Raw genomic sequence first — 18,574 nt, forward strand, 5'->3', positions numbered from 1 at the left:
GGCGACTTCCGGGCCCAATCACGCGAGTCACGGCCCTGATCACGCGAGTTCCGGCTCGGATCACGTCGGTGACGGGCCGGGTCACGCGGGTGACGGGTCAGCTGACCCGTCACCCGGCCGATCCTCACAAGGTCGAGCGGAAGACGTAGTCGCCCGAGCCGACCCGGTAGGTGACGTAACCGTTCTGAGCCCTCGTGAACCGGGCGCCCGGGGGTGCCTGGACGGCGCGGGCCTCGCGGGCCGGCACCGAGATCTCGGCCGTCGCTCCGGCCGGCACTCCGGCGCGCAGCGTGAAGCGGCCGTGGTCGCGGGTCCACGCCGAACTGACCTGGCCGAGCGGGGACTCGACGTGGGCGGACGCGTTCGTGAGGTCGCCGACCGGGTGGGGCTGGATCTTGACCGCCGTGTAGCCGGGCGCCGCCGGCTCGATCCCGGCGACGCGCTGGTAGAGCCAGTCGTCGACGGTGCCGAGGAAGGCGTGGTCGTGCGAGCGCGAGGTGGCGGCCCACTCCTCCCACATCGTGGTGGCGCCGAGACCGGTGAACCAGTAGCCCCAGCCGGGGTACGTCGGGTTCGTCGCCACCTGGTAGGCGAGGTCGCCGTACCCGGCGTCGGTGAGCGCCGGGAGGATGATCTTCGTGCCCAGCGCCCCGGTGTTCAGGTGGACGCCGCGCGTCTTGACGTCGTTGACGAGGTTGGCGACCACGGCCGGGCGGTTCTGCGCCGGGACGATGCCGAGGCTCAGCGGCAGCAGGTTCGACGTCTGGCGGTAGCCGGCCGCGCGGTCGTCGTAGTAGGCCCCCGACGCCTTGTCGAGGAACGTCGTGTTGAGCGCGTTCGCGACCGTGCCCGCGAAGGCGTCGAAATGCTCGGCGTCAGCTTCGTGGCCGAGGGTGCGGGCGATCTTGGCCATGGTCGTGGCGGTCTTGTCGATGTAAGCCGTACCGGAGAGCCGGGTGCCCTCGGGCGGGTTCGCGGCGCCGGGCGCGAGCCAGTCGCCGTAGCTGAAGCCGGTGTAGATGTTCCCGGTCTTCGCGATGTCCTGCTCGTAGAAGGCGAGCCACGCCTTCATCGCGTCGTAGTTCTCGGCGAGGGCGCGGGTGTCGCCGTAGTACCAGTAGAGGTCCCAGGTGATCAGGACGAAGCTCGCCGACCAGACCGGGTCCTTGACCTGTTTGCCGCCGACCGTCGCGGGCACGGTCTGGCCGATCGACCCGTCCGGGTTCTGGTCGTCGCGGTGCTCGCGCATCCAGTTCTCGTAGAAGTCCCGCATGTCGAAGTGGGCGATCGCGGAGTCGGCGGACAGGTGCGCGTCCGCGGTGTAGGGCCGCTTCTCGTACATCGGGGTGTCGGTCGGGACGGAGTGCAGGTTGTTCAGGATCGTGTTCGCTTCGGCGTCGTCGTAGCGGTTGAGCAGCGGGCTCGAGCTGGTGAAGCCGCCGGTGGTGGCGACGGCCGTGTGGACGCGCTCGGCGTCGACCGAGGCGACGGTGACGCCCGCCGGCGCGGCGACCTGGACGTAGCGGAAGCCCGCGTAGCTGTAGCTGGGCTGGTAGCTCTCCAGGCCGTCGCCCTTGAGGATGTACGTGTACGACTGCAGTTGCATGCCGAACCCGCCGACGTTGTCCACCGTGCCGTCCGGGTTCAGCTTCTCGCCGTAGGTGATCGTCACCTGGGCGCCGGCGGGCCCGCGCAGGCCGACCCGCGCCCAGCCGGCGGTCGGGCCGGCGACGTCGTAGACGTGCACGCCGTCGCGGGGCGCGGTGACACTGGTGATCGGCAGGTCGTCGGTCACCTTGATGGGCGGGAACGCCTCCGCGCGCAGCGTCCCGGCGGGTCCGGTCACCGGCAGTGCGGGCCGCCAGCCGGTGGCGTCGAACCCGGTGGTGGTCCAGCCGGGCCGCTCCAGCCGCGCGTCGTAGGTTTCGCCGAACCAGAGCGACTCCGTGCGGGTGGGCCCGTCGGCGACCTTCCAGGTGTTGTCGCTGGTGACCCGCTTGGTGCTGCCGTCCTGGTAGGTGACGTCGAGCTCGAGCTTCAGCTTGGGTTCACTGTGCCACGGGGAAGCGACCCACTCGTCGGGGTTCGTCATCGCGTAGTACCCGCGGCCCAGCCTCACGCCCACCGCGTTGCCGCCCGCGCGCAAGGCCGCGGTGACGTCGTAGGTCGTGTACAACGCGGTCTTGTCGTAGACGGTGAACCCCGGGTCGAGCTCGTGGTCGCCGACCCGGGCGCCGTTGAGGTAGAGCTTGTAGTAGCCGAGACCGGCGATGTACGCGCGGGCGGACCTGATCGGCTTGTCCAGGGTGAACTCGTTGCGCAGCAACGGTTCCGGCGGGGGAGGAGTGGAGACCGAGCTGCCCCACGGGCCGGACCCGTACGCGGCGGCGACCAGCGCCTGCGGCCAGGCCGCGTCGTCGAAGCCCGGTTGCTGCCAGCCGGTCGCGGCGGCGTTCGCGGACTTCCAGGTCGCGTCGGTGACGAGCTCGAAGGGGGCGCCCGAGCTTTCGACCCGGAGCTTGCCGAGGAAGCCGGCCGGCCCGGGCTGGGCGTTGGTCGCCTCGGCCGCGATCACGTTGCGGCCGGGACGCAGCGCCGTCGAGACGTCGACGACGGTCGCCGTCCGCCAGGAGTCGCCGACGTGCGGCGAGGCGGCGACCTGCTGTCCGTTGACGGACACGGTGAAGCTGTCGTCGGCCGTGAGCTCGAGCTGGGCCGAGGTGATCCGGTCGCCGGCGGGCAGGTCGAACGCGCGCCGGAAGTACCGCGTGCCGACGGGTGCCGAGTCGGCCGGATTCCCTTCGGGGTACCAGATCCAGCTCGCGCCGGTCAACGACGGCGGCGTCGAGGTCGCCTGCGCGCCGATCCAGTCACCTTGGAACTCGCCCGGTGCCAGGAACGCCGTTTCGAACGACGCCGATGCACTCCACCGCGAAGCGTGCCGGGCGGCGTCCCAGACCTGGACGCGCCAGAAGTAGCGGGTCCGCGCCTTCAGGGCGCGGCCGGCGTAGGTGACGTCGAACGACTGCGACGACCGCACTTCGCCGCTGTCCCACACGTTCGCGGGCCCGTCGGCCTCGGTGGAGACCACGATCCGGTACGCCGACTGACGCGCGGTGTCCTTCGCGGTCAGCGCCCAGCCGAACCGCGGCCGGGCGACGTCGACCCCGAGCGGGTCGGTCTGGTGCTCGACCTGCAGGCCGCCGGCCTGGACGTCGCCGAGCGCGGGAAACGCCTCGACGGGCGCCACCCCCAGGGTCAGGAAGGTCAGCAGGGCCAACGAAGCCGTCATCAGGCGCGAAGACATCGCGTTCCTCTCTCCGTTGACAGGGCGGCGGTCGATCCCCGACGAAATGAATCGTTTCAACCCGCGTGACGAGGATGATGGTAGGCAGAACTCCGACCCGGTGACAAGAGGCCGGCGGTCGCCTCCGCGGCGACCGCCGGCCGGCTCCCGTGGCGTCAGGCCCGCGCCGGACGGGGACCGCGGCCGAGCAACGCGAGCGCGGCAACGGCTTGCACCACCAGGACGATCGCCTGCGCCGGCGGCGCGTTGACGGTCAGCAGCGCGATGGTCGTGTTGACGCCGAAATGGACCGCGATCGACGCCGGAACACCGCCGCGTTCGTAGGCGAAAACGGTCAGCAACCCCATCGGGACGACGCCGAGAATGAACAGCAGCCCGCTCAAGCCGAATAGGCCGAAAGAAGCCTGGATCGTGCCGGGAATGAAGAACAACGGCAGATGCCACACGGCCCAGATGATACCCAGCAGCAAACCGGCCTGAAGGCGGGTCATCGACGCGCGCAGGCGCGGATAAGCCGTGCCGCGCCAGCCGGGCTCCTCGGCCAGCGGGCCGCCGATCAGCATGCTGATCACGAAGGCCACGGGCCCGCCGGCGGTCGTGACCAGGTGCTGCCCCGCCGTCAGGCTCAGCGGGGGACCGCCGAGGACGTCCGCGAGCAGTGCAGCGGCCACCACGGTCGCTGATGCCAGCGCCAGTAAGGGAAGTATCCAGAACCAGCGCACGCCCGGCCGGGAGCCGACCGCGTGCGCCGGGGCGGGTTCACCGCGGCGGGCGCGCCGCACCCGGACGGCGATCGCGCCGAACACCGGGCCGAAGCCGCCGAGCAGGTAGGGGACGACGGTGGGGGAGCTCGTCGGCGGTCCGCCGAGCAGGATCGCGACGAGCCAGAACGCCCAGCTCGTCGTGAACGTGACGGTCCAGAAAAGAGCCAGCCCGCTTTTCCGCTGAACCGGGGAAATGGTGGTCACGCGAATGCCTTTCGTTCGAAAATGGGCAGCATCGAGCCCGGGAACAATTCGTTTTGTCAGAGTTACTCGAGTCGGTTTGCGAGCCAGCCGGACACCTGGGCGAGCAGGTCGGCGTCGACGGGACGGCGCAGCTGCCGGCGATAAAACCGAACCGATGCGCGGCCGGCGTCGCGGCGCAACAGGTGGGTGAGGTCGGGGATCCGGTGGACCTCGGCCTCGCCGGGCACCAGCCGGCGGATCTCGGCCAGGTCCGCGGCGTCGACCTGGACGTCCTTCCCGCCGGTGATCGCCAGGACGGGCACCCGGATGTCCGCGAGGTCCGGGCGCGGGTCGTGGGCGAGCAGTTCCCGTATCCATCGGGCGTTCACCGGGAACCCGGCGACCCGGGTGGTATCCGTGGTCTTGATCCGGGTCAGCTGTCGCCGGGCGAAGGCCCGCAGCGCGGGTCGCACGAACGCGGGGAGGTCGCCGACGATCATCCCGGCTTGCCACCGCAGGGCGTCTTCGCCGAGGCGGGCGAACCCGGCCAGCAGCACCACCGCGGCGACGTCGGCGTGCGCGCCGAGGGCCATGGCGTGGAGGGCGCCTTCGCTGTGCCCGACCACACCGACGGCGTCGGCCCGGACGTCCGGCCGGGCGGCCAGGGCGCGCACGGCGGCGGCCGCGTCGCGCCGGTTGCCGGCGAACCCGGTCGCGAGCCAGTCGCCGGGGGTGGCGCCGACGCCGCGCCGGTCGTAACGCAGCGAGGCGATCCCTTGGCGCGCAAGGGCTTCGGCCAGCGCGGGGCCGTACCCCGTGCGGAGCCGGCGCGTGCCGGCGTCCCGGTCCAGCCGTCCGGATCCGTGCAGCAGCAGGACGGCCGGGTGCGGGCCGACGCCCGCGGGCAGCGTCAGGGTGCCGGCCAGCGGCAGTCCGTCGTCCGCGGTGACCGTCGTGTCGACGTCCCGCATGAGTCGTCCCCCATCATTCTCGATCATGCAAATGTTCTCGACTGTGAGAACAGTATCGCATGTGAGAACATTGGTCCATGGCGACCGCCGATCTGCTCCTGCACCCCGTCCGGATGCGCATCCTGCAAGCGCTATTCGACGCCGATCCGCTGACCACCGCGCAGCTGCGCGAGCGCATCCCCGACGTGGCGCCGGCCACGATGTACCGGCAGATCGCGGTGCTGGCCGAGGCCGGGGTGCTGGAGGTGGCCCGGGAGCGGCGGGTGCGCGGCACGATCGAGCGCAGCTACCGGGTGCGCAAGAAGGAGGCGGTGGTCGACCCCGAGGCGCGCGCGGCGATGTCGAAGGAGGACCACCTGCGGTCGTACACGACGTTCGCGGCGTCGCTGCTGGGGGACTTCGACCGCTACCTGGCCCACCCCGGCGCCGACCCGCACGCGGACGGCGTGGTCTACCGGCAAGCGGCGGTGTGGCTGACGGACGAAGAGTTTGCCGTGATGGTCGAGGAGATCGAGAAGGCGGTCGTCTCGCGGTTCGAGAACGTGCGGGAGGGCCGCATCCGGCGCGTCGTCAGCCTGGTCGTCGTCCCGGACGAACCCCAGGCGAGCGCCGGGTAAGGCCGGCCGCGCGCCTCGCCGTCCCGCGCGGTGGTTCGCGTCGGATGACGCGGCTTGCGCACGAGCAACCGGTCAGCCTCTGCGACGGCCGGGCGGTGCTGGTGACGGATTTCGCCGAGAGCAAGAGAGTGCCGGCGACACCGAAGGTGTTCGCCGCGCCCGGGGCCTGCCGTGGCCGTCACCAACTCGTCCCGCAAGGCACGCCGTGCGACGAGATCGCGTCGGCGGTCGCCCTGCTCAAGGCCGCCGGTGCTGATCAGGCGGCCGGTGCTCTGCCGGATCCTTCGGTGGTGATCCGCCCGCCCGGCGGACTCTGCTGGCCGCGCTGCGTGATCTCGATGACTGCGCCGATCCGCCCCAGGTCGTGGTTGCTGGGCTTTCTGCTCTGGGCGGCGGGGGCTCGTGATCTCTCGCTCGTCGACGTGGCCGGCCGCTGAGCTGGACCGGCTGCCTGGCGCGATCCTCGGCGGCCCCTTCGTGATCGACTGCTGGCGGTCGCGCACGGCCGGCTCGGTGGCGCCGAAGCCGTGCGGCGCCTCGGTGACCACCACCACCGCCGAGGTCGTCGGCATGGTCGAGACGACCCGATGACGCTGCTCGGCCGGCTCCTGCGCAACCGCCGGGCCGGAGACGCCCACCTGGCCTGGAATCAGCCCAACCTCCAGGGCCCCGAACAGCTGACGCTCACCAGCCGGGACTTCGACGACGGGGGCCCGCTGCCGCTGGAGCAGTGCGCCAAGCACGTCGGCGGCGGCGACCGGTCTCCCCAGCTGGCCTGGACGACGCTTCCGCCCGGCACCGCCCAGCTCCTCGTGGTCGTCGAAGACGTCGACGTCCCGCTGGGCAAACCCGCCGTGCACTGCGTAGCGCTGGTCGATCCGTCGGCCGGACCGCTGGAAACCGGTGCCCTGACAGCGAAAGAGCCTGGTCCTGGGGTCCGGGTGCTGCGATCCACCATCGGCCGGGGCTACCACGGTCCCGCGCCGGTCAAGGGGCACGGGCCGCACCACTACGTCTTCCAGCTGTTCGCGCTGTCCGCGCCGGTTCCCGACTCACTGTCACCGGAGCGGGCGCGGCCCCGCACGTTGCTGCCCGTGATCACCGGCCCCGTTCTCGCCCGCGGCCGGCTGACCGGCGTTTTCGAACGCTGACCCGGTTGCCCGCGGATTAATCGGCAACCCGGCGCGGACGCGGCAAACGATACGGGAAGTCCGGGGCGATTCATCGAAATCATCGAACGAGCCGCTCCGCGGACACGGAACGGCCGCAGCCGGGAATTGATCCGGCTGCGGCCGTCGGGTCGCGGAGACCGAGTTGTAACCCATTCTGTGGCCGGGGAGGTCGGGGAGACCTAGTTGTAACCCATTTCGTCGGTCGAAACGCGGTTGTACCCCATTTCGTCCGGAACGGCCGTGCTCACGAGGGCCGATGTCACGTTCTCGTCACGGGCAGCAGCCGTGGGGTAAGTACCCAGGACGGCCAGGGCCAAAACGTTCAAGGCAACTGCGGCGCCGACGGCGACCGCTCGGTGAACCCGCATCGATTCCTCCGGTGGTCAATTGTACGTGACTGATCTGTTCGGGCCTCGATGGACCATCGCAGAGCCGGGGCAACCGGTGGTCAACGGGCGGTTAATGACCCCCCAACGACAAGTGGCGGAATGGAGTTTAACCGGAAAGCCGATCAATTGCCGAATTGTTATTTTCCCGTGAGGAGGGTTCGGCAACCCCGGCCGACGTTCCGGCAACGACAGTGTACATCTTGTTGGGTAACAGTTTCCCTCCTATTATCTCCCCTGTGCGACCGCTCACGGAGGGTGCCGAGCTCCTGATCGGCCGGGACGACGAGGTCTCCCGGCTGGTCGGCTGGGTGCGTGACGTGGTCGCGGGCCGTGGTCGCGCCGTGCTCGTGGACGGCGAACCGGGCATCGGCAAGTCCGCCCTGGTCCGCGCCGGTGGCGGCGCCGCCACCGGGCTGGGCTGCCAGGTCTACTGGGGCGCCGGCGACGAGCTGGGACAGGCGCTGCCGCTGCTGCCGTTGCTGGATGCGTTGCACATCACGCCGTCCGCGAAGGATTCCCGCCGCAGCGCCATCTCCGGGCTGCTGCACGGGAGTGCGGTCGCGGGCAAGGGCGCCGACCTCGCCGCCGCGGCCGCCGAGCAGCTGCTTGCGCTGGTGGACGAGCTCTGCCAGGACGGACCGGTGGTGCTGGTCGTCGACGACCTGCAGTGGGCCGACCGCACGACGGTGGCCGTGTGGGGCCGCCTCGCCCGCTCGGTCCGGCAGCTTCCGCTGCTGCTGATCGGCGTGCTGCGCCCGGTCCCGCGCCGCGACGACCTGCGCTCCCTGTACCGGATCGTCGGGCCGGGCGAGCGGTTACGACTGGGCCGGCTGGCCGAACCGGCGGTGATCGAGCTGGTGACCGCACTGGCCGGCGGCAGACCGGGGGCCGAGCTGGAGCGGCTGGCCGACGACGCCGCCGGGAACCCGTTGTACCTCACCGAACTGCTCGACGCCCTGACCAGGGGCTCGTGCCTGGACGTCGACGACGCGGGCATCGCCCAGCTCGCCGAGGGGGACACCCCGGACTCCCTGCCGGAGGCGATCGCGGACCGGCTGGGCTTCCTGCCGGAGCCGACGCGGGCCGTGCTGCGGGCGGCGGCGTTGCTCGGGGTCGGCTTCTCGGTCGGGGACCTCGTGACCGTGACGGGCTCCCCGCTTCCCGGCCTGCTGCCCGCTCTCGACGAGGCCCGGACCGCAGGGGTGCTGGTGGCGGCCGGCGACGACCTGGCGTTCCGGCACCCGTTGATCCGCAAGGCCTTGTACGACGAGATGCCGACGTCGGTCCGGGTCGCCTGGCACCAGGGAGCCGCGCGGTCCCTGGCCGAGGCGGGCGCACCGGTCGAGCGGGTCGCGCTGCACCTGCTGCCGATGGTGTCGACCACCGACAGCCGGGTGCCGGTGCCGGCCTGGGCCGTGCAGTGGCTGCTGGAGGTGGCCGCGCCGTTGATCGGCCAGGCGCCCGCGGTCGCCGTCGCGCTCCTGCGCCGCGCGGTGCGGGACGCGCGGCCCGGTGACGCCGTGACCGCCGCGCTGACCTGCCGGCTGGCCGACGCGCACTACCGGCTGGGCAACTTCGGCCAGGCCGAGCGGATCGCGTGCCGCGCCCTGGAGCACCTCGACGACCCCGACCTGCTCGTCGACCTGCACACGACGGTCACCCAGTGCCGCGGGATGACCGGCCGCTCCGCTGAGTCCCTGGCGGCGCTGAACGACGCGGTGGCCCGGCCGGGCCTGCAACCCCGGCACCGGGCCCGGTTGCTCGTGCTCATCGCGCGCACGCACCGCGACCTCGGCCAGGTCGTCACCGCGAGCCGGGTGGCCACCGAGGCGCTGGAGGAGGCCGGGCAGGTCGAGGACCGCTGGGCCACCGGGTGGGCGCTGCACGTGCTGAGCCTGGTGGCGATGATGCGGGGCGAGTGGACCGCGGCGCTGCCGCTGTTCGAGCGCGCGATGGCCAAGGCGCAGGGCGATCCCGCGCTGACCGACCTCGGCCTGCTGCTGCGCATCAACCAGTCGGTCACCTTCGGGGCGCTCGACCGCTACACCGACGCACTCGCCGCCGCCACGCGCGCCCGCGAGCTGGCCGACCGCACCGGCAGCGTCGTGCGGCTGACCCAGGCCCAGAGCGCGCTCGGGCAGCTGCTGCTGGGCACCGGCCGCTGGGACGACGCGCTGGCCGAGGTGGACGTCGTCCCGGACGACCTCAAGGACCCGAGCGTGGCGTGCTGCGACCACGGGGTCGCCGCGATCATCCACTTCCACCGCGGCGACGGCCCCGCGGCCCGCAAGCACCTCGACGTCGCGTCGCCGTATTCGGAACGCATCGGCGGCCGGGTCGTGGAGTCCCTCGCCCGGGCCCGCAGCCTCGCCTTCGAGCACGACGGCTTGCCCGAGCGGGCGCTCGCCGCGCTCACCGACGCGCTGGCCGGCGAAGACGAGGGTGAGGACCTGCTCGCCGACGCCGCCCGGCTGGCCGCGGCGACCGGCGACACACGGACTGCGGTGGAGATCGACGCCCGGGTCCGCAAGATCGCCGCCGGTTCCACCGTGCCGCACCGCCTCGCGCTGGCTTCGTACTGCCACGGCCTGCTCGAGCTGGACGCGGCGACGCTGCTGCAGGCCGCCGACGGCTACCGCGACGCGGGCCGCCCGCTCTCGCGGGCCAAGGCCCTGGAAGCCGCCGCGATCGCCTTCGCCGAAACCCCGTCCGATGACCGCGGCTCGGCGCGGGCCGCCTTCACCTACGCCCTCGACCTCTACGCCGAGCTCGGCGCGCACTGGGACGTGGCCAGGCTGCGCGCGCGGTTCCGGGCGTTCGGCATCCGGCGCGGCCCGACGGTGAAGCACCGCCAGATCACGCACGGCTGGGACAGCCTGACCCCGACCGAAGGCAAGATCGCCGCGCTCGTCGTCGAAGGACTGTCGAACCCGCAGATCGCGGCCCGCCTGTACCTGTCGCCGCGCACGGTCGGCACGCACGTCTCGCACATCCTGACCAAGCTCGACGTCCACTCGCGCATCGACATCGCCCGGGAAGCCGCCCGGCACCGGTCCGCTTCGGGCTGACATCGCGCGGCGGAAACGCCGGAACCACCGGCGCACGGCCGCCACGAACGAGCCGAGGGTGCTCGGCCGATCCGCGGGAACGCGCCTGGTTGTCGTCACGCCCTCCACGTTATCGAACTGATGAGCGAGCGCCATCGCTGAAACGGGTGAACTCCGGGCACACCCCGGCCAGGGGTGTGCCCGGAGCGGACCGGGAAGGGAACATCAGGCCGCGGCCCCGGGCGCGTCCTGCTGGCGCACCGGGAGCAGGACGTGCGGAGCCGGCGTCGGTGCCGGCTCCGGAGCCGGTTCCGGCGTGGGCGCCGGTTCGGGTTCCGGTTCCGCCGGAACCCGCTGGGACACCGTGATGTGCCCGCTGGCCACCTGGCCGAGCAGGATCGCCAGCACCAGCACCAGCGGGATCTGCCAGCCGCCGGTGTGCGTGTGCAGCCAGCCGCAGGCCAGCACGCCGAAGCCGGCGATGACGTACCCCACGCCCTGGACCACCGCGGACAGCGCCAGGGAACTGTCCTTGCTGCGCAACGAGATCGTCGTCAGGACGAACGCGAGCGACCCCATGCCCGCGCCGGTGGCCGCGGCCCACAGCCAGGGCGCGGCCGCCGGTGCGATGAGCAGCCCGGCCACGCCGACGACGTTGGGCGCGGCCAGGACGACCACGAGCAGGGTCTGGTTGCGCCACCGGCGCGTCCAGCCGGGCACCAGCCACATCATGGGCAGCCCCATGGCCATCGACAGCGCGAGGTACGCGCCGGCACTCGCCGGCGGCACACCCGCGCTGCGCAGGATTCCCGGGAGCCAGCCCATGACCAGGAAGGTGACCGTCGAGATGAGTCCGAAGTGGAGGGTCAGGGCCCGGGCCCGCACCGGCCCGGTCGCGACCTTCGGCGCCAGGAACTCGACGTGCGTGCGCCGCCACACCCGCTGGGCCAGCAGGGCCGTGAGCGCCCACACGCCCAGGCCGACCCGCCACGACGACGACAGCACCGCCAGCGGCGTGATCAGCGCCCCCGCCGTGCTGCCCAGCCCGAGCCCGAGGGTGAACGCGGCCGACCCCTTGGCCAGCATCGGCAGCACGGTGCCGAGCGCGGCGATGGCCAGGCACGCCAGCGCCGTCCCGGCCAGCAGCGGCACCGGGCCGCCGAGGACCCGTGCGAACAGCGAAGCCGCCAGCCCGAGGAGCGACACGGTGACGATCCGGTGCGTCCCGATCCGGGCGCACAGCCAGGGCGACGCCCAGCCGCCGAGGCCGATCGCCCACAGGGGCAACGCGACGAGCACGGCGGCGACCAGGCTCCCGGCGACCGAGATGTCCGGCAGGGCCGCGCCCAGGCTCGTCACGGCCGGGCGCAGATTGAGGGCCAAGATGAAGATCACGACGGTCGAAACAGGGGTAGCACGGGACATCGCTCCTCCTCGGTATCGAGGCCGGAGCGTGGAGCCCCGTGAAGCAATGCTTCGCGATCGGACCACAACAGACATCCGTCACCTGACGGATCTATGAAGTTCCGTTGCAGCTCAAGGGAGTGCGGTGTCCCGGACGCCCGCGAACGGGCGTGCATCGGCACGGCCGGACGGGGGTGCGCCGACCGCGCCCAGCAGGTCGGTGTGCCGGGGCGCCCACCCCAGCTCCCGGCGGCTGCGCGGGGCGCGGCACCGGCTCGACGCGGCGAGGATCAGGGCGTCGAAGGTGCCCCAGACCGTCGTGGCCTCCGCCGGGGTGAGGCTTCGCGTGGCACACCCCCGCTCCCGGGCCACGGCTTCGGCGATCCACCGGGTCGGGGTCTCGCCCGCGACCGCGTGGTAGAGGGCGCCGGCGGTGCCCCGGGCCAGCGCGAGCCCGAAGAGCCGGGCGACGTCGTCGAGGTGCACGTGGGAGTAGGTGTTGAGGCCTTCGCCGACGTAGCACGCGGCACCGGTCTGCTCGGCCGACCGGCGGATCAGCGGCACGTGGCCGTGGTCGCCCGGACCCCAGACCATGCCGGGCCGCACGACGATCGCGCGCACGTCCCGGCCGGCCGCGGCCCGCACCAGCTCCTCGACCGCCAGCCGCCGCGCGGCCAGCGGTTCGACCGTGAACGGGTCGTCCTCGGCGAAGCTGTCTTCGCTCCAGGCACCGCCGGTGCGCTGGAGGAGGACCCCGCTGCCGGAGGTGAACAGGAACGTCTTCCCGGAGCCGGCGAGCGCGTCGAGCAGGTGCGCGACGACGCGCTCTTCGGCCTCGGCGTCGAGCTGGGCGGCGAAGACGACCGCGCCGGCCGTCGTCGCGGCCGCGACGACCTCGGCGAGGCCGCCGTCGACGTCCCCGCGCAACGGCGTGATGCCTTGGCGCGTCAGGCGTCCGGCCGCTTCGCCGGAGCGGGCCAGGCCGGTGACGTCGTGGCCCGCTCCGGCGAGGTGACGCGCGACGCCGCCGCCGACGAAGCCCGTCGCGCCGATGACGAGGACCTTCACGGCCGGGCCCCCGCGAGGTACTCGCGCAGGGTGCGCACGAACCATTCCGGGGCTTCTTCGGCGACGAAATGGCCGGTGGGGGCGATGAAGCCGGTGAGGTCCCCGGCGTACGGGCGCAGGGCTTCCGTGGTCTGGCCGCCCACCGAATCCCGGCCGCCGATGGACAGGACCGGCACGCTCACCCCGCGCTCGGCGAGGACGCCCCGGTTCTCCACGCCGTCGTCGAGCAGGGTCCGGTAGTGCCCGAAACCGCCGCGCAGCCGGTCCCGGCCGCGGTAGGAGCGCGCGTAGAAGTCGAGTTCTTCACTGGTGAACGTCGACGGCGTGCTCCGGGCGGTGAAAGTCGCCTCGACGAACTCCCGCTCGTGGCCGTCCAGGAGCATCTCGGGGAACACCGGCGCCATGAAGAACCCGAAGTGCCACGAGCCACCGGTGACGACGTTCATCGACTCCTCGAGATCGACCCCCGGCAGGAAGGCGTCGAGCAGCACGACGGCGGCGACGTCCGCGGGCCGGTGCAGCGCCCAGGCGAAGGCGACCATGCTGCCGATGTCGTGTCCCACGACCACCGCGGGCCCGGCCAGGCCGAGTGCGGCGAGCAGGCCGCGCACGTCGTCGGCCTGGTTGACCTTGGTGTAGCCGCCGGCGGGCCGCTCGCTGGCCCCGGTGCCGCGCAGGTCGGGGACGACCACCGTGTGGTCCTCGGCGAGGGCGGGCATGATCCGGGCCCAGGCGCGTCCGGTCTGGGGCCAGCCGTGCAGCAGCACCAGCAGCGGACCGTGGCCGCCCACCGCGGCCGAGAGCCGGGCGCCGTTCGTGTCGGCGGTGCGGACGTCGAAGCCGTCGGGCAGCCATTCGTAGGTGCTCATGCGGGCAGCCCGCTCGGCTCGCCGCCGTTGGCGACGACGACGGTGCCGTTGATGTAGCTGCTGTCGGAGTCCACGAGGAACCGGACCACCCGGGCGATCTCCTCGGGTTCGCCGATGCGCTCGCGGAGGTTGGCCCGGCCCAGGACGTCGACGTTGTCGCCGAGCATGGCGGTGGTGCCCGCGGTGCGGACCGGGCCGGGAGAGACGCCGTTGACCCGGACGCCGCGGCCGCCGAACTCCGTGGCCCACGAACGCGTCAGCAGTTCGACGGCCGCCTTGGACGCCCCGTAGGCGCCGCCGATCGGTGCCGGCGAGGTCGCCGCGGTCGAGGTGATGTTGACGATCGTGCCGTGCCCCCGCTCGGCCATGGCCGGCGCCAGCGCGCCGACCAGCAGGAACGGCGCGCGGGTGTTGAGCGCGAACTGCCGGTCGAAGCTGTCCGCGGTCGTGTCCGGCGTGCTCGTGAACGCGTAGCTGTCGGCGTTGTTGACCAGGATGTCCACGTCACCGGCTGCCGCGGCGAGCGCGACGACCTCGCCGGGGTCGGTCAGGTCCGCGCCGACGAAGCGCGCGGTGCCGCCTTCCGCGGTGATCTCCTCGACGAGCTGGGCGCCTCGCTCGGGATCGCGGCCGTGGGCGATCACGTCGATGCCGTGGGCGGCGAGGTCGAGCGCGACGGCCCGGCCGATGCCGGCGGTGGCGCCGGTCACGAGGGCGGTGCGGGTGGGGGACATGGGGTCGGCCTCACTTTCTGGGTTGTTCTGTCCAGAACAGTAGGGACAGTTTCTGGATTGCGCAACCCAGTCTTGCGGTAGGCTGACGCCGTGACCGAAGCGCCGAAACCGCGTCGCCTGACCCCGAAGGGCCGCGCCACCAGGGACCGCATCATCGAAGCCGCGACCGAGCTCATCGCCCGCCACGGCGTGGCCGGCACCGGGATCGAGGACGTGCGGGCCGCGGCCGGCGTGAGCGGATCGCAGCTGTACCACTACTTCGACGGCAAGCAGGCGCTGATCCGGGCCGTGATCACCCGGCAGGCGGACTCGGGCCTGCCGCGGATCTCGGCGCTCGACAGCTTCGAGGCGCTGCGTGCCTGGGCCGACGCCGGGATCGAGCGGCAGCGCGAGAACGGCTGCCGCAGCGACTGCAACCTCGGCGCACTGGCCGGCGAGCTGAGCGTCAGCGACGAGGAGTCCCGGACCGACCTGGCCGACGGCTTCCTCCGCTGGAAGGACCTCCTGCTGGAGGGCCTGCGCGCGATGCGCGACCGCGGCGATCTGCGGGCCGACGCCGACCTCGACGAGCTCGCGTTCTCGCTGCTCGCCGCCCTGCAGGGCGGGGTCCTGCTCTCGCAGACCATGCTCCACGTGCGGCCGCTCGAAGCGGCGATGAACGCCGCGCTGGCCTACATCCACTCGTTCGCCACGAGCGCCCGATGAGCCTCCGGCAGTACGAGTACGCCCTCGCCGTGGCCGACGAGGGCTCGGTGACGGCGGCGGCCGAACGGCTGCGCGTCGCCCAGCCTTCGGTGTCGCAGCAGATCCGCGGCCTGGAGCGGGAGCTCGGCGTGCAGTTGTTCGCCCGCACGCCGTCCGGCCTGGTGCCCACGGTGGTCGGCCGCGCGTTCCTGCGGGAGGCGCAGGTCGCGGTGAACGCGTCGCGGCGGGCACGGGCGACGGCGCGGGCCGGGGCCGACGAGCTGGTCGGCGAGCTGACGGTCGCGGTGCAGCTGGGTTTCGGCACCCGGCAGCTGCCGGGCGCGCTGGGCGCGTTGCGCCGCCGCTTCCCGCGGCTGGAGGTCACCGTCTTCGAGGAGCCGAGCTCCGCCGAGCTGGACCGGCTGGGCCGCCGGGGTGTGCTGGACCTCGCCCTGATGGCGGCCTGCGAACAGACCCCCGACGACGCCCATCACCTCGGCGACGAGGAGTTCGTCGTGGTGCTGGGCGCCGGGCACCCGCGGCTCGCCGCGGACCGGGTCGAGCTGAGCGGGCTCGCGGGGGAGCCGTGGGTGCGCTTCGACCGGGACGGCGCGCTCGACGCCGTGCTGCTGAACGTGTTGCGGGACAACGACTTGACGCCGAGCGCGGTCGCCCGCGTGTCCCAGACGGCGACGGCCGTGCGGTGGGCCGCCGCCGGGCTGGGCGTGACGCTCGTCCCGGCCTCGGCGGTGCCCGAGGGGCACGCGCACCTCGTCCGCCCGGTCTTCCCGGCCGTGACCCAGCCCGTCGTCGCCGTTCTCCGGAAAGGCCCGGGACCGGCGGAAACGGCGTTGCTCGAACTGCTGCGCCGGGAAACCTGGTCGCATTCTTTTGCGCCGGTGTCCTGACGGCCGGGAACAATTCCCCGGAACAGCGTCAGCCCATCGGGAATTCGCCGCCGTCCACGATGAGGTTCCGTCCGGTCAGCCAGCTCGCCCGGTCGGACGCGAGGAACAGCACCGCGTCGGCGATGTCCCCGGGCCGGCCGTCGCGCCCTAGCGGCGTGGTGTCCCCGGGGTTGGTCTCGGCCGGCGTCACGCTCAGGCTCGCCCACTGTTCCCGCGTCGCTTCGCCGCCGGGAGTGGCGGTGCGGCCCGGGGAAACGGCGTTGACGCGGATGCCGAGCGGGGCCAGTTCCAGCGCCAGGCCCCGGCTGTAGTTCTCCAGCGCCGCCTTCGCCGCCGTGTAGTGCAGGAACGGCCCGACCGGGGTGAGCACCGCGGCCGAGGAGACGTGCACGATCGCCCCCGCGCGCCGGTCCCGCATTCCCGGCAGCAGCACCGCATCCAGCCGGACCGACGCCAGGTAGTTCAGGTCCAGCGCGTCCTGCCACTCCTCGTCGGTGATGGCCGACGAGTCCGCGTGCGGTCGTGCCCCGCCCGCGTTGTGGACCAGGACGTCCACCCCGCCGAGCACCTCCTCCGCGGCCGCGGCAAGCGCTTCCACGCCGGCTCGGGTCCGCACGTCGGCCGCTACGAAGGAGGCTCCCTCCGGCGCCGTGCTCGTCGCCGAGCGGGCGGTCGTGAGCACCTCGGCGCCCGCGTCCAGGAACTGCCGTACGACGGCCGCGCCGATGCCGCGAGTGCCACCCGTGACCAGGGCTCGTTTTCCCGCGAGTTCCCGCGGTCCCGATCCGTTTCCGATCGTGGTCATGCCACCGGTCCTTTCTTCTCCGTGTTCGTCTTGGCCACGGTAGGTCCGGAAAAGCACGGGAAGCAAAGACGAATTGTCAGCAGCCGCTATAGGAAAGTCCTATGGCCGCCGGGTTCGATATCGCCTTGCCCTCTCACGGGAGTGGTGTCTACGTTCCGGTGATGCGTTCAAGACTGCTTGCGGTGACCTTCGAGGCGGACGACCCGACTGGAGCGGCAGGTTTTTGGGCCGGGCTGCTCGGCCGGGAGGTCGTCGAGGATGACGGCGGTGTGCTGCTGCCGGGCGGGGACGCCCAGCTCGGCCTGCGGTTCGTCCCGGGCCGCCCCGGCCGGCTCGGCGCGAACCGGATGCACCTGCACCTGACCAGCGCCGACCTCGACGACCAGCGGCACACAGTGGACACGGCGATCGGGCTCGGTGGCCGCCACGTCGACGTCGGGCAGCGACCCGAGGAGCGGCACGTCGTCCTGGGCGACCCGGCAGGGTACGAGTTCTGCGTGATCGAGCCCGGCAACGGCTACCTCGCCGGGTGCGGCCCGCTCGGCGAGCTCACCTGTGCCGGTACCCGGCAGGTCGGCCGGTTCTGGAGCGAGGCGCTGGGCTGGCCCCTGGTGTGGGACCAGGGAGAGCAGACCGCGATCCAGTCACCGCGCGGCGGCACGAAACTCGCGTGGGACACCTGGGACGGCACGCCCATGGTGCCGAACCGGCAGCGCTTCGAGCTGCTCCCGGCGGACGGCGACCAGCGGGCGGCGGTCGACGAGCTGATCTCCCTGGGCGCCGCTCGGCTCGGCTTCCGCGACGACGGCGACGTCGTGCTGGCGGATCCGGACGGCACCGAGTTCCGGGTGCTCAGTGGGGATCGGCCTGGTTGAGCGTCGCGACGACCTGGTCGTAGTCGCCGCGGGCTTCGCCGTAGCGGAGGAACTTGACGCGCTCGACCTGGATCTCCTTCGCCTCCGGCCGGGTCTCCAGGATCGTCATGACCTCGGTGACGAACTCGTCCAGCGGCATGGCGTGGTCGCTCTCGGCCTGGCCGGGCAGCAAGTCCGTGCGCACCGACGGCGGCACGAGTTCCAGCACACTCACGGTGGTGTCCGCCAGCTGCAGCCGCAGGGACTCGCTGAGCATGTGGACGGCCGCCTTGGACGCGTTGTAGCTCGGGGTGAGCTTGAGCGGGGTGAAGGCCAGTCCGGAAGAGACGGTCACGATGGTGGCGTCCGGCCGGCTCCGCAGGTGCTCGACGAACGCGGCGATCAGCCGGATCGGGCCGAGCACGTTGGTCGTCACGACCTCTTCGGCCGACTCGAGGAACGACTCGGGCCGGTGCCAGTCCTCGACGCGCATCACGCCGGCCATGGCGACGAGCACGTTCAGCTCGGGGTAGCGGGCGAGCACGTCCTTCGCGGCGGCCTGGATGCTCGCGGCGTCGGTGGTGTCGATCCGCACGGTGCCGATCCCGGGGTGCTCGGCGGCGATCTTCTCCAGCCGGTCGGTGCGCCGGCCGCCGACGATCACGGTGTTGCCCCGCTCCCGGAGGGCGAGCGCGAGCGCCAGCCCGATACCGCTGGTGGCGCCGGGGATGAAGAGGGTGTTTCCGGTGATGTCCATACTGCGAGCATCGCGCGCCCGCCCGTACGGTGGCAGAGAGC

At 72.5% G+C, this 18,574-nt stretch carries 17 protein-coding genes; 8 read left to right on the top strand and 9 right to left on the bottom strand.

Annotated features, from left to right (window positions below; translation table 11 throughout):
• Positions 1–124: 124 nt before the first annotated feature.
• The 3 genes from ACLJQZ_RS41850 to ACLJQZ_RS41860 form a co-directional block, all read right to left on the bottom strand.
• Complete coding sequence (locus ACLJQZ_RS41850; protein WP_410626538.1) at positions 125–3,292, bottom strand: family 78 glycoside hydrolase catalytic domain; 3,168 nt, start codon at positions 3,290–3,292, stop codon at positions 125–127.
• 170 nt (positions 3,293–3,462) lie between these two features.
• The gene (locus ACLJQZ_RS41855; RefSeq protein WP_410626540.1) at positions 3,463–4,275 is read right to left on the bottom strand and encodes a CPBP family intramembrane glutamic endopeptidase; all 813 of its coding nucleotides are present in this window, start codon (positions 4,273–4,275) and stop codon (positions 3,463–3,465) included.
• A gap of 62 nt (positions 4,276–4,337) precedes the next feature.
• On the bottom strand, positions 4,338–5,225 hold the full coding sequence (locus ACLJQZ_RS41860; RefSeq protein ID WP_410626541.1) for an alpha/beta hydrolase family protein: 888 nt from the start codon (positions 5,223–5,225) through the stop codon (positions 4,338–4,340).
• Between the two features lie 77 nt (positions 5,226–5,302).
• Here ACLJQZ_RS41860 and ACLJQZ_RS41865 point away from each other — a divergent pair, with 77 nt between their 5' ends.
• The 5 genes from ACLJQZ_RS41865 to ACLJQZ_RS41885 all read left to right on the top strand — a co-directional run bounded on the left by ACLJQZ_RS41865 (position 5,303) and on the right by ACLJQZ_RS41885 (position 10,471).
• On the top strand, positions 5,303–5,842 hold the full coding sequence (locus ACLJQZ_RS41865; protein WP_410626543.1) for a helix-turn-helix domain-containing protein: 540 nt from the start codon (positions 5,303–5,305) through the stop codon (positions 5,840–5,842).
• Positions 5,843–5,886: 44 nt separating this feature from the next.
• Positions 5,887–6,279: a hypothetical protein gene (locus ACLJQZ_RS41870; protein WP_410626545.1), complete on the top strand. Its 393-nt coding sequence runs from the start codon at positions 5,887–5,889 to the stop codon at positions 6,277–6,279.
• Complete coding sequence (locus ACLJQZ_RS41875; RefSeq protein ID WP_410626547.1) at positions 6,245–6,433, top strand: hypothetical protein; 189 nt, start codon at positions 6,245–6,247, stop codon at positions 6,431–6,433. Before ACLJQZ_RS41870 ends, ACLJQZ_RS41875 begins: the two co-directional genes overlap by 35 nt.
• Positions 6,430–6,993: a YbhB/YbcL family Raf kinase inhibitor-like protein gene (locus ACLJQZ_RS41880; RefSeq protein ID WP_410626548.1), complete on the top strand. Its 564-nt coding sequence runs from the start codon at positions 6,430–6,432 to the stop codon at positions 6,991–6,993. The genes ACLJQZ_RS41875 and ACLJQZ_RS41880 overlap by 4 nt, the downstream gene beginning before the upstream one ends.
• Before the next feature lie 646 nt (positions 6,994–7,639).
• Complete coding sequence (locus ACLJQZ_RS41885; protein ID WP_410626549.1) at positions 7,640–10,471, top strand: helix-turn-helix transcriptional regulator; 2,832 nt, start codon at positions 7,640–7,642, stop codon at positions 10,469–10,471.
• A 204-nt stretch (positions 10,472–10,675) separates the two neighbouring features.
• Here ACLJQZ_RS41885 and ACLJQZ_RS41890 read toward each other — a convergent pair whose 3' ends face one another.
• The 4 genes from ACLJQZ_RS41890 to ACLJQZ_RS41905 form a co-directional block, all read right to left on the bottom strand.
• Positions 10,676–11,875 carry an MFS transporter gene (locus tag ACLJQZ_RS41890; RefSeq protein WP_410626551.1) on the bottom strand — a complete coding sequence of 400 codons (1,200 nt, stop codon included), beginning with the start codon at positions 11,873–11,875 and terminating at the stop codon, positions 10,676–10,678.
• A 111-nt stretch (positions 11,876–11,986) separates the two neighbouring features.
• On the bottom strand, positions 11,987–12,922 hold the full coding sequence (locus ACLJQZ_RS41895) for an NAD-dependent epimerase/dehydratase family protein (RefSeq protein WP_410626553.1): 936 nt from the start codon (positions 12,920–12,922) through the stop codon (positions 11,987–11,989).
• Positions 12,919–13,791 (bottom strand): alpha/beta fold hydrolase, encoded by an 873-nt coding sequence (locus ACLJQZ_RS41900; RefSeq protein ID WP_410626554.1) that lies wholly within the window; start codon positions 13,789–13,791, stop codon positions 12,919–12,921. Before ACLJQZ_RS41900 ends, ACLJQZ_RS41895 begins: the two co-directional genes overlap by 4 nt.
• A complete protein-coding gene (locus ACLJQZ_RS41905; protein WP_410626556.1) occupies positions 13,788–14,525 on the bottom strand; it encodes an SDR family NAD(P)-dependent oxidoreductase in 738 nt (245 codons plus the stop codon). Before ACLJQZ_RS41905 ends, ACLJQZ_RS41900 begins: the two co-directional genes overlap by 4 nt.
• 90 nt (positions 14,526–14,615) lie before the next feature.
• On the opposite strand from ACLJQZ_RS41905, the gene ACLJQZ_RS41910 reads away from it, so the two are divergent.
• Both ACLJQZ_RS41910 and ACLJQZ_RS41915 read left to right on the top strand, forming a co-directional pair.
• Positions 14,616–15,230 (top strand): TetR/AcrR family transcriptional regulator, encoded by a 615-nt coding sequence (locus ACLJQZ_RS41910; RefSeq protein WP_410626557.1) that lies wholly within the window; start codon positions 14,616–14,618, stop codon positions 15,228–15,230.
• A complete protein-coding gene (locus ACLJQZ_RS41915; RefSeq protein ID WP_410626558.1) occupies positions 15,227–16,117 on the top strand; it encodes a LysR family transcriptional regulator in 891 nt (296 codons plus the stop codon). The genes ACLJQZ_RS41910 and ACLJQZ_RS41915 overlap by 4 nt, the downstream gene beginning before the upstream one ends.
• Before the next feature lie 28 nt (positions 16,118–16,145).
• Here the strand turns inward: ACLJQZ_RS41915 and ACLJQZ_RS41920 are convergent, their stop codons facing one another.
• Entirely contained in the window at positions 16,146–16,922 is a 777-nt protein-coding gene (locus ACLJQZ_RS41920; protein WP_410626559.1) for an oxidoreductase, read from the bottom strand.
• Between the two features lie 161 nt (positions 16,923–17,083).
• Between ACLJQZ_RS41920 and ACLJQZ_RS41925 the strand changes: the two genes are divergently transcribed.
• Complete coding sequence (locus tag ACLJQZ_RS41925; RefSeq protein WP_410626561.1) at positions 17,084–17,797, top strand: VOC family protein; 714 nt, start codon at positions 17,084–17,086, stop codon at positions 17,795–17,797.
• Here ACLJQZ_RS41925 and ACLJQZ_RS41930 read toward each other — a convergent pair.
• Positions 17,775–18,533, bottom strand: coding sequence for an SDR family oxidoreductase (locus tag ACLJQZ_RS41930; RefSeq protein WP_410626562.1), 759 nt, complete (start codon positions 18,531–18,533; stop codon positions 17,775–17,777). The genes ACLJQZ_RS41925 and ACLJQZ_RS41930 overlap by 23 nt on opposite strands.
• Positions 18,534–18,574: the final 41 nt, after the last annotated feature.

This window comes from Amycolatopsis sp. cmx-8-4, assembly GCF_046548675.1.
Classification (GTDB): Bacteria; Actinomycetota; Actinomycetes; order Mycobacteriales; family Pseudonocardiaceae; genus Amycolatopsis.